The sequence below is a fragment of the Halomonas sp. 3F2F genome (assembly GCF_014897805.1).
GTDB lineage: Bacteria > Pseudomonadota > Gammaproteobacteria > Pseudomonadales > Halomonadaceae > Vreelandella.
The window spans coordinates 1-14,423 of record NZ_JABUZE010000045.1; the positions used below are offsets into that span (position 1 = coordinate 1).

Below are 14,423 nucleotides of genomic sequence, written 5' to 3' on the forward strand. Positions count from 1 at the left end.
GCTCTTTTGACCACTCAGAAAAAGGCTTTATCGGCCCACTGTAAGACTTATGCTTAATACCCCACTGCTTATATGCAGATATTGCCCATGACGTATGGTTTCTAAAATAACAAATTATTTTTACTTTAAAGCCAGCTTTTTTTCCTAATGCTTTAACATCACGCAACAAGTCAACTTGACCAAAAAGCGATTCATTTGACCACACAGCCGCTTTATAACCATGAGTAACAAGCTCAGCAACCCCTTCTTCTAACTGAAAAAGGAGTTCATCTTTATACTTCTTAGAGTTGCTTACGTAAACTGGCCAACCATATGGCTTTTTCCATTCAGCATCATTACCACTCATATTCTCAAGCATTAAACCGAGGTACTTAACTTTCTTTTCCGCCAACTTATTAGCGTGCTGCAGTAATGCTGTTTGTATTGCAGAACTTCCTGCTTTACCAGAGCCTACATGAACGTAAAGAGTAAAACTCATGTTGATAGCCAGCCTTTATTTAAAAATAGTCATGTATTCTTCAGCACTCTCTTTATACGTTAAAGGGGCCTGAATATTTTCATGGAACGTCAGCCACTCGTCATCTGCCATGCTCGCTGCTTTTTTAAGCACCTGCGCCAAGCTCAGTGGGTTGCGCGCCTCAAAATGCAACCCGTCTACCCCATTGGATATTTTTTCTTCCATGCCGCCAATATCCGAAGCGATAACTGGACGCCCGCAAACAAAGGCTTCTTGAATCACCATGGGTGAATTTTCCCACCAGATAGAAGGGATGATGACCCAATCTACGTTACGCATGCGTTCACGCACTTGGAACGGCTCATAAGACCCTACCCAGCGAAGCGACCCTTCGGCGATCAAAACATTGGCCATCTGCATGATCGAGTCTTTGAACTCGCCCGCCTGGTGCTCAAAGTTCGCGCCATGAATTTCCACCACCAAAGCATCGCGCTCTTTACGGGTCATGGAAAGCATCGCATGCATCAATATATCAATGCCTTTAAAGGGGTTGATCTGCCCGAAAAAGGCGAGCCGGTTGCGGGTTGGCTGCTTAGATTTTTCAACAATATAAACTGTTTTGCCATTTTTCGTCACTTTACGCGTTAACGGTCGCTGGCCGCCTACCGTCATGGCCGCTATGGCTTTCTCCAGAGCCGCTTCAGTGTAGTCATCACCATCAATCTCTTCTTCTTCAATTTCTAACTCTGGTAACTGACGAGGCGCAAGCTTAGGCTCTGGCGATTGGCCGTTCTCGATAACAGTGATTTTGTCTTCTGGCAGCCCCCACTCTACATAACGCTGCTTAAGAAAGTGCGAAGGCGAGACAAAGTGATCTACATAGTCAAAATGCTGACCAATGAAGCTACGGCGTAGCCAGAACTGCTCTTTTGAGAACTCAGGAAAGCAACGATGACAATCTTCTATAGACGCGCGGAAACAAAGTTTATTAGAGCCACGCTTCACCATCTGCCCCTGCTGGTGGCAAATCGCCATGTATTCATGCAGGGTTAATATCACACGAATAGAAGGATCTTCTTCTTTGATAATGCGCAGCAGTTCAATACCAAGATGAAAATAGTGATGCAGGTTAACCACCGTCGGCTTTAGCGTGCGAATCAGCTGGCGGAAATCATTCCATACGGCATAGCTATTCGCTGCTTTTATTAAGAACGAGTCACCTAACGACTGCTGCCATAGGTATTCGTTTTCACGCCTTAACGTAAACGCCCCGGTGGGCCCATTGCCGCTGTCGTGGCGGGCAATAAACCACGCCTGCTCAACGGTGTCGTCTTCCCTTAGCGCTTTAAATAAATTGTAAGCTGCCAGCTCACCACCACCCAACGAAAAATCCGGGTGTCCATGTGCCATCACCAACACACGCTGCGGAGCCGCTTGGTTTACCAATGAATCCATGTAAAAAGTGCTCCTTAACTAAATGACTGCATGACAGATTGAATTTGTTTGCCCCAGCGCTTGGTATGTCGCCAAGCGTTAAACCGCACCACCAGCGTGCGGAAGGAGGTATCCCCCAGTGATGAGAACGACTGGCGCTCCAAGTGAACCAGCGACACCCCAGGCACGTAGCCTAGCTGATACCCTTCACTCAGCACTTTCAGGCAGAGATCTGAATCCTCAAAATCACCAATCAGATAACCTTCATCTAAACCGCCCAGCTGATCATAAAGTGAACGTTGCATAATCACGCACGCGCCGGTCACTGCAGGTTTATCGACGATTTGAGCACCTTCTGGGACGTCATCTAGCTCAGGCGCTAACCCCGCCAAGGGATGCTTATTCAACCACACTTGCCACGACTGCGAATAGAAAAACACCATGCCCGCATGTTGCAAGCCACCTTCCGGGTTCAGCAAACGAGCACCCAGTAAGCCATACTGCGGATTTTCGTCCAACAAGGTACTTAATTGGTTTGCCCAGCCCGGTGACGTTGGAAACGCATCACTATTTAGTAACAGTACTTGGCGGCCACGGCTAACGCTCACCCCTAGATTGTTAGCGCCTGAAAAACCACGATTACGATGCCCCCACACAACTTTGAAAGGCACGTTGTAAAGCCGATGTAAATTTTCAACTTCGTTGGAAATGGCCGTCAAAATACGTGGATCATCCACCACATAAATAATTTCCGTGGTTTCAAGCAGCGTTGTGTCTTTAGAGAACGCCAACAGCTGGTGCTCGACAAAATCCCAACGACTGTATAACGGAATAATCAAGCTGATGTCAGGCGATTCTGGCACCTTACCTAAGGTCATCACGTCAGGGGCTTTCTCATCGTGAGAAAAGGCGCGGCTACGCTCTGCCAGCATCGTTTCGATTAGCTCGCCTTCCCAACCGTTTAACCGCTCATTAAACTTTTCGGCAGGTGTTGGCACGGTAAATGCCCAGCGGGCGTAGCCTTCAGGCTCATTAGGTACTTCAACCGCTTGATTACGCATGACTTCAAAGGCCCGCTTGCTTTCGGGGTGGTACGCCACTATTCCGACAGTATCCGTTATCGAAATAGGATAGGGCCACTGTGTGACAAACCCAGCATCGACGGTGCGTTGGCCAAACGTATCACGAAACAGGCTAACGATATCTTCGCGCTGGTAGCGCAACGCGCTCGCTAGGTTGAGCACGTTACCTTGGCTATCTACCCCCCACATTTCCCAACCAGGCTGCGCGACCATCCATCCAGCCATCAAACCGCAGCGCGAGGGAATAAGACCAAAGCTGTCGATATGTGCGGCCGCTTTAAGGGGATCGGGCGTTTGCCAATTAGCACTCGTTAAAAAAGCAGGCAGTAATGTCTGGCTGGTTGTTTCAACCTGACCATCAATACTGGATGTTTCAGGTAGTCGTTCAGTGGTATCTGTGAAGGTGGTCACATCAGGTAAAGTAAAAGTGACGGGGTCCATGCCTGACCCAAACCGACAGACCAATTCTAGCGCCCCTTTAGAGACCGTTAACTCACTGTCTTCCCAATCGAGTAAAAACCCTTGGCTTAGCAGTGCTGGATTACTCGCCTGCATACTTTGAGCAACGTCATTACGAATTTTATGGCTAAACGTTGTATTGATAAGTATATCGCCAGAGCGAATGTCTAGTGAAAGATTATCATCCAACGCTGACACCCAACCCTCAATGCGATACTTACCGCCTGCTTTAACAAGCTCATCAACTTTAACAGCACCAACCGTCTTACCTTTCACCTTTAGGGTATAAGGTGAATTTACGATATTATGCTTCACCACCTTATATTTCCCTTCACCTTTCTTTGCAGAAGACATATTGAACATAAGCATTCCTTTCCATGTATTGACCATGCATTGATCATATACTGTATTGAATTATTACCGATTATCGCAGGTGTCTTTTCACCTTCAAGCTGACGGCACTCAACGCTTTAAAATCGACTGATAAAAATTCCAATAGTTATCTGCCATATAAGAACAGGAATGCTGACCAGATAATTGCCATTGGGTTAATTGCCGCTTTGCTTGTTGCCACTCCTTCGCTTCACTCGCCTTTAACAGCATCAATACAACAGATTCTGCCGTGATATCGTCTGCCAACCAGCCTGCCTGGGTTTCCCTTAGACGCTCGCCAACCGCACCAGTGTCAAAACCAATAACAGGCAGCCCAGCGGCCCATAGCTCTGTCAAGGTATGGCACCATGTCTCAGGCCAAATGGATAGCACAGCCCCAAGATGAGGGCGAATTTGAGCGATAAGGGAAGTAAAATCATCCCGCTGGTAGGGGCCGTGTACTACCAGCGAATTAGGCGCTTGGTCTATCAGCGTTGCATCAAGCGTACCTAGCACATGCCACTCGACATGCGCTAGGCGTTTATCAGCAGCTAGCTGAAGTAACACCTCGGCACCTTTAGCACGTGAGATATGCCCAGGTATCACTACTCGTAAAGGCATGTTGAGTGCAGGTGCCACCGCTAAATCGGTAAGATTATTAAAGTCTCTGCCGTGGGGAATAACCTTAAAGGGTTTATTAAGCAGCGCTGGAAAAATATCCTGCATGACGTTACGCACTTGCTCTGTTGTGGCTACAAAGCCCCGACACAAAGCAAGGCTGCCTGCAAACTGCTGTTGCCAACGATAAACAGCATCATGCTTAAGTGCGGTTATTTCATTCGATGGCCAAAGTTCCTGGAAGCACTCACCGCGGCTGGGGGTACAACGCCCTGCACAAAAGTGGTTATTCTCATCCAGCAATTTCACTGACGGGCAGACGGAATAATAATCATGAAAAGAGTACACAACAGGAATGTCTGACTGGTAGGCAACCTCCATTAATCCAAGGCTTTGCCAGACCATATGCCTAACATGAATCACGTTAATGCGATAATAAACCAGCCATTTTTCAACCGCTAAATCATATCCATCCAGGTAATGATCTAATGCGGGTACTTTCTTAGCCAACTGATGCCGCTCAATCGGTAAGTAGATACCGTCTCGAAACAGATAAAGCGTCAGGCTGGTTTCAACACAGCGCAGTACAAAACATTCAACGTTATCGCCTAAACGATTACCTAACGCCGTCATTAAATCCTGATTGGTTTGCGGTGTACCACCCGATTGTATTGAGAGCACATACATGATGCGCACGGTACCATCATCCAGCGGCCTAATATGTTGCTTATACCAATGAGGCAGCCCACCAGGTAACGGCCATTCTGGCCAGATAGACCTCGTCTGTTGACTAGACAGTTTCTCGTTAACCGTTAACGGCCGCCCTTCTTTATAGCCGCTTTGAAGATAGTGGCGCAGCGCCGGCACCCCAAGCGCTCTTACATCTGGGTTCGCCTGCCAGTAAGCATTAGGGTCAAATGCTGGGCCTGGCTGACGGCCTTCATCTAGGCCATGGCTAATAAAATGGCCCAACGCATCCATACCGCTCTCCTGAACATCACGATAATGTTCAAGATACCAAGCAGCATCAAACAACCGCAGCGCTACCAACCTGGCTTTAAGCTCAGGGGCTAAACTCATTCATCTTCTACTTGCGCAGACATTAAACGTCCCTCATCCCGGCCATATTTCAGGTAGTGAACCAGAGGGTTAATGCCAGAATCACGCACATCATCATACTGCTGCAGATAAAAGCGTGAATCAAACTCTGGGCAGGGATTACGCCCTTCAAAACCGCCAAATAAGGTGTAGTGTGTCGCGGGCTGTTGGGCGAACTCATCTGCCTGTGCAACGTCTTGGTAAGTCTCCAGGTACCAGTCAGCATCAAAGAGGTTGCTGCTAGCAACCAGTTCAATGTTCTCTTGCTGGCTGTCTGACGCTTCACTTTCTGACCCTTCACTTTCTGACCCTTCACTTTCTAACGATGCTAGCTGTTGATTTGCCGCCTGCACCTGGTTAACCAGGTGCGTCTCTTCCTCTTGCTCTTGGGCTAACTGCTCCGTTAAGCCAGCTATTTCTTCAAAGCGCGCCTTGATTGAGGTACGAACCTGCTCCAGCTGTTTATTTAGGCTCTGTAATTGTTGCTGAAGGGCTTCCCTTGAAGGCTGTACGTGTTCAGACACAATGTATTCCTTATAACTTTATTGATCATGCAACTTTGTTTGTAATCAAATGTTTGACACGTCAAACAGTGATAACCATGGGTGCCCAAAACGGGCGTTTACGTGGCGCTTCCGGAAGATAAAGATCTTCAGGAGATAACGCATCACGGTGCCATACTTCGCTGGCTTTGCGGTAATCAGCTCGAACCCCTGAAAACTGGGTTACCAAATGTGTGCTAGACTGCATGGTTAGCGCCGTAGGCACCATTCGGCCAAACGCAAGGGGCACGCCAGGCAGCACTTCACCTAGACTCTGGGGGCCAAAAGCAGCTTGGATCCGATAATAGTACTCAGTATCCGCTTCTACACGGACTCTATCCCAGTAACCCAATGTTTCAAAGACCTTGCGCCGAAACATCAACGATGACGTATTTCGATATATCCAGCCTTGCTCCATCCGCCATGAAGTAAAGACAAGGTCAGACGTACAGCGTACCCAGTAAGAGTTACAGGCCATCCACTCAGGATGCTGTTGCAACCCACGCCACTGGATTTCCAGTTTCTGAGGATGCGACCAATCATCGCTGTCGTGTACGGTAACGCACTCCCCTTTAGCTTCCGCAAGCCCACGATTACGCGCCGCATAAGCACCTACATTTTTTGACTGGCGTAGCACCCGAAAGCCTGGCGTTTGGGCTGCAAACGCTTCTGCCACTGCTACCGTGTTATCGGTAGATGCATCATCCACCACGATCACTTCCAGCGCACCTGCAAAGCGGTGCCGAAGGGTTTGTGCCGCCAGGCTTCTTAAAGCGGTTAACACCCCATCACCGGCATTAAATACTGGCACAATGACCGAGACCAAAGGTACGGCTCCTGACACTGTGGCACTTTTTGTTGCACTTTTTGTTGCACTTTTTGTTGCACTTTCTATTGCACGTTGGCGCTGATCAGCCCCGTCAGCCTTATTTGTATGCGCCCGCACTGAATCTAGGTTATCAATACTTAACGGCTGCTGCCGATTGCGCAACGCCACAGGCACAAGCCCTGCTGCAAGCCAAACATTATTCAACCATGCAAGACGCTGCGCCTGTAACGTCGCTTGAACGTGCCCCGCAACCCCTGCCGACTGCTCAGCCGTCGCCTGGAGCAGGTTAGATACCGCCAGGAACGTATCTTTATAGCCAGGCACTTGGTCACGCAACAGGGCCATCTTTCGCCAGGCCAGGGAAAACTTCCCGATACGCGTGTAAGCTTCTATTTCTAATAGTGCAGGCCCTGAATGGTTCGGTAAACACACGTCATCTACTGGCCTGCATGCCAATACTCGCGCTGCTTCCGCCCACGCCTGTTTCCAAGCATACCAACGGCCGAGTGCAAACCCCGCGAAAGACGCTTCTAGTGGGTTGGCATGTTCAAGCAAGCGGTGTAATGCCTGGATACATTCAGCGCCATCATCGGTTTGTTGCCAAAGCGCCTCATCCCATTTAAGCGCTTGCAAAGGACACGGCAGACGCCCTTCTTTGATACCGTGATGCATGTAGTGATCATAAGGATCAACGCTAGCTACCGCTACATCTGGGTATTGTTTGCAGTACCAGGTACTGTCAAACCACATAGGAAGGTTGTCTACTGACATCGTGTTATTTTCACCTCAACGCACCAGCAATATGATCAGCACACCACTGAGCAAGCTGAGCGTCGTTGGCTTCCACCATCACACGGATGAGTGGCTCAGTGCCAGACTTACGCAGCAGCACGCGGCCATTGGTAGCCAGCTTCTCTTCTGCTTCAGTAAGGGTTTGCTGAACCGCTGCACGTTCAAGCGGGTCTTCATTTGTGCTGGCTTTAAAGCGAACGTTCACTAACACTTGGGGTAGCTTGTTCATGCCTTGCTTCGCCTTATGCAGCGTGGTGCCCTGGTTTAACAGCGAAGTGAGGACACGTAGCGATGCAATGACCGCATCCCCTGTAGACGCATGGTCCAGGCTTAGCAAATGGCCAGAGCCTTCACCGCCTAAGCGCCAGCCGGTGTTTTTAAGCTGCTCCATTACGTAGCGGTCGCCAACTTTTGCGCGCACAAACGGGATATCAATCGCGGCTAACGCCTGCTCTAGGCCCAGGTTGCTCATCTGGGTGCCAACAACGCCCCCCGCGTAACCTGCTGCTTTGGCATCTTTCGCTAGCAGGAACAACAGCTCATCACCATCTACCACCGCCCCTGTATGGTCTACCATCATCAGGCGGTCCGCGTCGCCATCTAGCGCAATCCCAAGGTCCGCTTCATGTTCTAACACCGCCGCACACAGGCTACGCATAGCCGTCGCGCCGCAGCCTGCATTAATGTTCATACCATTGGGCTGGTCGTGAATGCTAAGCACCTCAGCACCTAATTCTTTATAAACCGCTGGGGCAACTTTGTAGCCAGCGCCATTGGCACTATCCACTACAATCTTCAAGCCACTTAAGCTTAATGTACTGGGCAATACCGCTTTACAGTATTCAATATAGCGACCCGCGGCATCTTCAATACGTCGCGCTTTGCCTAGCGCGTCTGAACTGACGCACTCCATCCCACCTTCCAAGGCAATACGCAGTTTGCTTTCAATTTCCTGCTCTTGAACGTCGGTTAGCTTATAGCCCCCCTGACCGAAGATCTTAATGCCGTTGTCGTCAAAGGGGTTATGAGACGCACTGATCACCACCCCAGCGTCGGCACGGAAGGTGGAGGTAAGATACGCCACCGCAGGTGTCGGTAATGGCCCCACCAAGGCAACGTTCACGCCTGCTGCCGAAAAGCCAGCCTCTAAAGCAGACTCCAGCATATAACCGCTCGCGCGGGTATCTTTACCAATCAATACTTCTTTAATGCCTTCCGCCCCAAGAACCTTGCCAGCCGCCCAGCCCAGTTTCATCGCAAAGCTAGGGGTCATGGGGAATTCGCCAACACGGCCACGCACGCCATCGGTGCCAAAATATTTACGCATAAAATCAAACCATTAAAAAATATTGTGAAATGCGAGGCAGGTTTAGAGATGTTTTCAAACCCCGCCCTGCCCGGATGCCTACCACCCCGTCATTCCCGAGTGGGGTTATCGGGAATCCATTTGACCTTGCCTGCTGGGTCCCGAATGCCTAAACCAAACTGGGTTCCCGCTAAAAACATGCGAAAACGGAAGAACGGCGGGGTGGAGTTCGCCAACGAGCAGCGGCAGATCGTGGCGTTTGAGGTAGAGGCCATCCTTTGATGGCCAGACGCTTCCAAAGCGAAAGCCCGAACTCATCTATTGGCCAGCTGATCTCGTATGACCTTTTGATAGTAAGCGCTTAGATGTTTCTTTTTCTGCCTTAGCGCATCGATTTCGGATCTCGTCAGCGGTTCTAAAGCCGACGAGATAACTTGCTTCGTTGGCGGTGAGGGCTGGGATGTGTATTCCGAAGATGTCTTTGATTTCATCACCAAAACGTGCCTCCAATAATCGAATATGCTTTTTCAAGGCTCGAAAGTCTTTTGAACGACCTGCATTCACTAGCAAAAGAGTGCCAACAACCTTTCCGCCATTCAGCAGCAAGTAGTTAGCAAGCTCGGCCAATGTGCTGCCCATACTGGTCACATCATCCACAAGCACGTAATGGCCTCCGTGCTGAACAGCCCCTTCAAATGATGGCCTGGAAATCAACCTTTCCATCGGGTCAGCCCCTGTGTGGAAGACCCTTTGCATCTGGACAATATCTGTTTCACTGCTACCATCCAGAAGTTCCGCACACAGTAACGACAACATCAAAGGAAGGGCGTTATCGCCAGCTGCTTCCTTAGCATAAGGTGATACAAATATCGATCCACTTGGAAACTCTCCCTTGAGAGAAACCAGGAAATCAAGAGCCAAATCACTAATAAGACTCAGGGCAGAGTCAGCATCACCTGACTTTGCCGAGCGATAATCAACATGCTGCTTGATATCACTATCGCTGACAAAACAATGGTAATGCTTTGCCTCCTTTGGAAAGGAGTACACCCTATCCATCACAGTGACTCAAAGTGTGCCCCTTTAATTTCCTTTCTGTTTCACACGCTCAATAGCATAGCAACCCCGGCCATTCTCGTCACTTCTGACCTCCGCCTCTCACAAGCCCAAAGGGCCCCACCCTTTACTCCACCGTGACGCTTTTCGCTAAGTTCCTCGGCTTATCCACATCGGTGCCTTTCACCAGCGCCACGTGGTAAGAAAGCAGCTGTAGCGCCACCACGTGTAAGACGGGCGACAGCAGACCACTGACCTTAAAATCATAATGCTCCGGCATCACCAGCACATTAACGCCTTCACTCGGCTTCACGGCGCTACCACCATCAGCAAACACATACAGCTGGCCGCCACGAGCACTCACTTCCTGCATATTGGCTTTGAGCTTTTCGAGCAGCTCATCATTAGGCGCCACTACCACCACCGGCATATCCGCATCCACCAGTGCTAACGGCCCATGCTTTAGCTCCCCTGCGGGGTAGGCTTCTGCATGAATATAGGAAATTTCTTTTAGCTTCAGCGCGCCTTCCAATGCAATCGGGAAGTGGCGGCCACGACCTAAAAACAGCGCATGCTGCTTATTGGCAAAATGCTTCGACCACGCCTTGATGCTTGGCTCTAGTGCCAGCACTTTTTCAACCGCAATGGGTAAGTGGCGAAGTTCATCTAGGTAGGTTTTTTCATCAGTGTCAGCTAACCGCTGTTTCGCTTTGGCTAACAGCAGCGTCAGCAAAAATAGCGCACTCAGCTGAGTGGTAAACGCTTTGGTAGACGCCACACCGATTTCCGGGCCAGCACGGGTAATAAAGCGCAGCAGGGTTTCACGCACAATGGCAGATTCAGGCACGTTACAAATCGCCAGCGTATGGGCATGCCCCATAGATTTCGCATGCTGCAACGCAGCCAACGTATCCGCTGTTTCACCCGACTGTGAAATCACCACCACCAACTGATTAGGGTTCGCCACGCTAACGCGGTACCGGTATTCACTGGCAATTTCCACGTTGCACGGTAGGCCCGCAACTTGCTCAATCCAGTACTTAGCCGTCATGCCTGCATAGCTAGACGTACCACACGCCAGAATCAGCACAGAATCCACCTGTTCAAACACAGCGTGCGCCTCAGCACCAAAAATACCTGGCTGAAGCTGACCTGCACCGCTGAGCATTTCAAGGGTGTTACCCAGCGCCTGGGGCTGCTCAAAGATCTCTTTTTGCATGTAGTGATTAAACTCACCCAGCTCTACTGCATTCGCAGACAGGCTTGAGGTCATCACTTCCCGCTGGGCTGGCTGACCAAGGGCATCGACCAGGGTGATCGATTCACGGGTTAACCGCGCCACATCGCCGTTTTCCAGGTACATCATTTGTTGGGTAACGGACAGCAGCGCCGAGGCATCAGAAGCGGCGTAGTGGCCGTCGTCTGCAATGCCGAGCATTAATGGTGAGCCTTCACGGGCCACGACCAAGCAATCCGGTTCTTCTTCACTCACCACTGCCAAGGCGAACGCCCCTTGCAAATGCGCCACAGCGCACTGCACGGCAGAGAGTAGATTTTCAGCGGGCTCGCCAATCTGGCCCTTAAAGCAGGCTTGAATTAAATGGGCGATGGTTTCGGTGTCGGTGTCTGAGGTGAACGTATACCCCAGGCCTTGAAGCTGTTCACGCAGGGTTTCGTAGTTTTCGATGATGCCGTTGTGTACCACCGCCAAGCCACTGGAAATATGCGGGTGGGCATTACGCTCCGCAGGCACGCCATGGGTCGCCCAACGGGTATGGGCAATACCCACCTTACCCACAACACCCTGCTCCGCAACGCGGGCTTCCAGCTCCGCAACACGGCCTTTTGCGCGGGCACGCACTAGCTCACCAGAAGCATCTAACACCGCTAACCCAGCAGAGTCATAACCGCGGTATTCAAGTACCTTTAAGCCCGAAAGCAAAAAGGGCGTACATTCCATTGCGCCCACGGCGCCGACGATTCCGCACATACTTATTTATTCCCCACATAAAAACAGCATAAAACGACAATGGCCCATGCGGTTACAAGCAGGGCCATCACCTAAAACTATCGTAAAATACTAAGCTTGATTAAGTCATTCTTAATTGCAGTTTTCAGGCAAAGAGAAATCAAGGCCAATGGCGCGTTCAGGATGGTGGTCGGTCTGAGACGTTGTATCTAAGTACTGCTCACGACGCACGGGCTGTGCCCCTGGTCGTGTTAAACGACCTAAACCTTTTTCTAGCGGGAAGTACTCAAGTTCGAAACCATGGCCTTTAGCCCAGTGCTCGCATATATCCTTCTCTTCCTGTCGGATGGTGTCATCCATCCACACCTCCGCATTGGGTGAGAGTTTGTCGGACAAGGCTGGCAATGCAGGATAGCGACTGAATAGGCACGTCGCCCCGGGCGGGCCGTCCACCCATAGAAGATCAACGTTCCCAACGCCTTCCAGCAGCGACACCGGGTACCAGCGCGAAGGCTTCTCGGCATCTTCGGGGTTCAGGTGCTCGCCTTCCCAGGCTTCCAAATCCCCAATTCGCAGATCAACCCAACCTTCCAGAGATTCCGCCTGAAGAGTACCAAGGGTCTGCGCCCCATAGTGGTCGCTATGCTCAATGGAGACGAGCTTGCCAACGCCGTTCTGGCGCAGGGCATCGGCAATTACCAAGGTAGAGGCACCGCTGCCAAATTCGACAATGACCCGAGGGCGAGTCGCCATAATGTGCGCATGTAGGCGCAGTAGAACATCAGGAGAGGTAGCCCAACCTCGCAGCGGAGGCAGCTGTCCCCTGATCTTCAAGCGGCTCTGCAACCAGGAGAGACTTTCCAGCTGGGCGTAAAGGCGGTTCTGGACAAGGATTAGATCTTTAGTAACCTTGCCTGCGTTATCCTTGCTTGCCTGTAGCAGCGTCTTTTCCAGTGCTTTCAGTTCAGTAGCTAATGTATCCGACATAAAAGTCCACTTTGAATTGTTTTCGCCAGCTCACAAACAGGCGGCGTGATCAGCAAAAGCTACATCAACTGTTCGTAAACCGTGACAGCAAACGACCAACACCGGGAGTTCCAGCCATTGGCGTTCTGGAATAGATCGTCAAAATCCAGCTCCACGCCATGGTCACGGCGGAACTTGCTGCTCTGGTAAAGTTCAACCATTTGGCGTTTACGCGCTTCGGTAAAGTTGAAGTTATAGTAAGCCTGATCGACCGGAATATCGAGCAGCCCTACTCGTTCCACCAGATCCGTTCTTACCTTGTCACGCCCCATGCGTGGGTCTTTGACGTTACGCCAAGCCTTGGGCATGGCCATGGTCAATTCGAGGACATCATAGCTCAGCAGCGGAAAGAACCCGCCTTTGAAGATATTACAGAGCCGGTGAATGCTCTCGCCCCGCTCGACAAAGAAACCACGGGAGTGTACCCAGGCCTCGTAGGGCCGCATGAAGGTCTCGCCTTCGGCACCCGAGAGAAAAATATACTCGGAGGGATCGAGGTCGCCCCAGAACTTCATTTGGGAGGTATAGGGATTCCAGCCACCCACGGGGAAATCGGGCACGCCCACATCAAAAGCATCAGGCTTTGAATCATCGTTAATGATGAAGTTATCCCAGCCGCCCGCCTTCATGATGCCTTTTAACGCTTCCGCCTCTGGCCTTCCCCAGCAGTAGAACAATACATTGTCGAAGCTAGCCAGGCCCTCGCGCCGCAGCTGGGCCATTACACCAGAGACAATCCGGCTATCCGCCCCCGATGAGTGTGAGAACAGATACTTCTCTGACGGGTCTAAGGTGAGCAAAACGGAGCGCAGCCGTTCGAGGATCAATTCAAGGTAGCTCTCGTAATCACCCTGAAATTCAGGCTGCCTAGCGAACTCAAGCGTTGGGGCATAATTGGCCGGGTCGGCCAGGGTGATCTCTTCAAAGGGAGTTTCCGTTCGGTCTTTGAACCTCGGGTTCAGGTACTGTTCGTTAAACGTGAGAGTAGGCTGTTTTACAGCCAACTCTGTGAAGTTATCTGACATATTTCCTGCACGGTCGATAAACCGGCAGCGATTGAAAAAACTATTCGTGTCCAGAGAAGATTCACTGATAACCAAGTTGCTTAACCCTACATGAAAGTATGAATGGCCCAAGCATGAGACGCAGCCCTCTGGAGAACAGCGCTCTCATCTGACAAACTACCAGGGAGGCAAACGACAAGGAGGCACCATGCCAAGGCCCACGCACCCCATCCGTTCCAAAATAGCGTCGTGCCACTGCTTGTCCCCTGTATATGTTCTCTTCCCGAATCCCTAGCCGTTACTCGGCCCATGGTGTGAGCAGCTCTCCCCAGAGTGGGCAGGGCAAACGCATGAAAGATTTCATCCAGCCAATATCGTC

General features: G+C 50.7%; 12 protein-coding genes. All 12 read right to left on the reverse strand.

Going from position 1 to position 14,423, the window contains the following annotated elements; translation table 11 throughout:
• A partial coding sequence (locus INT21_RS05505) for a hypothetical protein (protein WP_226930590.1) occupies window positions 1-478 on the reverse strand: 478 nt, incomplete at its 3' end.
• Window positions 479-493: 15 nt separating this feature from the next.
• Window positions 494-1,912 (reverse strand): glycosyltransferase, encoded by a 1,419-nt coding sequence (locus INT21_RS05510; protein ID WP_193084940.1) that lies wholly within the window; start codon window positions 1,910-1,912, stop codon window positions 494-496.
• A 14-nt stretch (window positions 1,913-1,926) separates the two neighbouring features.
• The gene (locus tag INT21_RS05515; RefSeq protein WP_193067817.1) at window positions 1,927-3,795 is read right to left on the reverse strand and encodes a glycosyltransferase family 2 protein; all 1,869 of its coding nucleotides are present in this window, start codon (window positions 3,793-3,795) and stop codon (window positions 1,927-1,929) included.
• 99 nt (window positions 3,796-3,894) lie between these two features.
• A complete protein-coding gene (locus INT21_RS05520; RefSeq protein WP_193084941.1) occupies window positions 3,895-5,502 on the reverse strand; it encodes a glycosyltransferase family 4 protein in 1,608 nt (535 codons plus the stop codon).
• Window positions 5,499-6,044 (reverse strand): hypothetical protein, encoded by a 546-nt coding sequence (locus tag INT21_RS05525; protein ID WP_193084942.1) that lies wholly within the window; start codon window positions 6,042-6,044, stop codon window positions 5,499-5,501. The genes INT21_RS05520 and INT21_RS05525 overlap by 4 nt, the downstream gene beginning before the upstream one ends.
• A gap of 61 nt (window positions 6,045-6,105) precedes the next feature.
• Entirely contained in the window at window positions 6,106-7,662 is a 1,557-nt protein-coding gene (locus INT21_RS05530; protein ID WP_193084943.1) for a glycosyltransferase family 2 protein, read from the reverse strand.
• A gap of 10 nt (window positions 7,663-7,672) precedes the next feature.
• Window positions 7,673-9,010 carry a phosphoglucosamine mutase gene (glmM, locus tag INT21_RS05535; protein WP_062374950.1) on the reverse strand — a complete coding sequence of 446 codons (1,338 nt, stop codon included), beginning with the start codon at window positions 9,008-9,010 and terminating at the stop codon, window positions 7,673-7,675.
• 89 nt (window positions 9,011-9,099) lie between these two features.
• Window positions 9,100-9,264, reverse strand: a complete 165-nt coding sequence (locus tag INT21_RS05540; RefSeq protein ID WP_193084944.1) for a hypothetical protein — start codon at window positions 9,262-9,264, stop codon at window positions 9,100-9,102.
• 43 nt (window positions 9,265-9,307) lie between these two features.
• A complete protein-coding gene (locus INT21_RS05545) occupies window positions 9,308-10,048 on the reverse strand; it encodes a phosphoribosyltransferase (RefSeq protein WP_193084945.1) in 741 nt (246 codons plus the stop codon).
• Between the two features lie 124 nt (window positions 10,049-10,172).
• Complete coding sequence (glmS, locus tag INT21_RS05550) at window positions 10,173-12,035, reverse strand: glutamine--fructose-6-phosphate transaminase (isomerizing) (protein WP_193084946.1); 1,863 nt, start codon at window positions 12,033-12,035, stop codon at window positions 10,173-10,175.
• A 111-nt stretch (window positions 12,036-12,146) separates the two neighbouring features.
• Window positions 12,147-13,001 carry a class I SAM-dependent methyltransferase gene (locus INT21_RS05555; RefSeq protein WP_193084947.1) on the reverse strand — a complete coding sequence of 285 codons (855 nt, stop codon included), beginning with the start codon at window positions 12,999-13,001 and terminating at the stop codon, window positions 12,147-12,149.
• 59 nt (window positions 13,002-13,060) lie between these two features.
• Entirely contained in the window at window positions 13,061-14,065 is a 1,005-nt protein-coding gene (locus INT21_RS05560; RefSeq protein ID WP_226930591.1) for a hypothetical protein, read from the reverse strand.
• Window positions 14,066-14,423 lie beyond the last annotated feature (358 nt).